The sequence below is a fragment of the Streptomyces klenkii genome (assembly GCF_003626645.1).
GTDB classification, from domain to species: Bacteria; Actinomycetota; Actinomycetes; order Streptomycetales; family Streptomycetaceae; genus Streptomyces; species Streptomyces klenkii.
The window spans coordinates 1-1119 of sequence record NZ_RBAM01000159.1; the positions used below are offsets into that span (position 1 = coordinate 1).

Below are 1119 nucleotides of genomic sequence, written 5' to 3' on the forward strand. Positions count from 1 at the left end.
GGAAGCTGCATGACCGTCGTGAGGTGGAGCATCTGAGCCCGCATGATTTCCGTGTCCGGCCCGCCGACGACACGATGGAGCGCGGCCTCGTCCATGACCGCACGCAGACGGAGCGGCTCCTCCTTGCTGAGTACCGCCTGCCGCTCGATCCGGGCTCGAACTCGCGACTCGACTTCCTCTGCGGTGGTCATGGGGAGGGTTCCCCTGATCGCCTCGCGCGCGTAGTCCTCCGTCTGCAATAGGCCCGGGACGAACAGCGACTCCGAGTTGCGGATCTCCCAGGCTTCCGACTCGAAGCTGATGTACGAGGTGTACTCGTCGGGCAGCTCCTCGTGATACGGCCGCAGCCACCCCAGCTCGCTGGCGCGTTGGGCCAGGGCGAGAAGTTCGTCGCGCTGTGCTCCCTGCACTTCGTACAGGTCGAGGAGGCCGATCAGGGTTCGCCTCTGCGGACGAGTCTGCGCGTGTTCAACGCGATACAGGGTGGTTCCCGTGATCGCTGTCCGTTCCGTGACCTCCTCTCGGGTGAACCCGCCATCTGCGCGTAGGCGCCGCAGCTCGGCAGCAAGTCGCCGGAGGCGAACAGTGGGGATGTTTCGCTTCTGCACCATGTGTCACGCGCCTCCCGTCAGTTGACGACGCCCTGAGTCTGGCCGTCAGCTTCGAACGGACGCAAGTCGCCGGACAGTTGATCGAATGGAAGGTATCCATTCTTGCACCTTGCTTTTGGTGTCCAACCCGGTGCAGTCTAGTCGTGGCAGTCGCGCCACGTGTCATTACGCTCACTGGCTGCCGACAGCGCGCTGTGCGCGCAACCCCGTTGAACGGAGGTGGCCCCCCATGAGCACTACCGAAGGCACCCCGCCGCCGACAGACGAGAAGGACCTCACGCTTGCCGAACTGCTGGAGCAGGGTGACGCGCTGCGCCGCAAGTTGGCCCGGCTGGTGAGCGATGACGACGTGACGATGGAACAGGAGCAGGCATGAAGAAGGCAGTTCTCCGGCTGGCTCGCTGGTTACTTCCTCCGGCGACCGGCCGCCGCCGCGCCGGGGCGCCGCTGCCTCCGGGGCCGGCTGATCCGGCCACGGTGGTGTTGCCCCGGGCGTCGGTTCCGCTCT

The 1119-nt window shown here is 66.0% G+C and carries 2 protein-coding genes; one reads left to right on the forward strand and one right to left on the reverse strand.

The annotated features are described in order from the left end of the window. A partial coding sequence (locus tag D7231_RS35420; protein WP_147449913.1) for a helix-turn-helix domain-containing protein occupies positions 1-611 on the reverse strand: 611 nt, incomplete at its 3' end. 229 nt (positions 612-840) lie between these two features. Here D7231_RS35420 and D7231_RS36825 point away from each other — a divergent pair. Continuing rightward, entirely contained in the window at positions 841-987 is a 147-nt protein-coding gene (locus D7231_RS36825) for a hypothetical protein (RefSeq protein WP_158673906.1), read from the forward strand. Positions 988-1119 lie beyond the last annotated feature (132 nt).

What these genes read in the sequence shown, in the direction of transcription:
- D7231_RS36825 (WP_158673906.1), top strand. Translation starts at nt 841, where the DNA reads ATGAGCACTACCGAAGGCACCCCGCCGCCGACAGACGAGAAGGACCTC.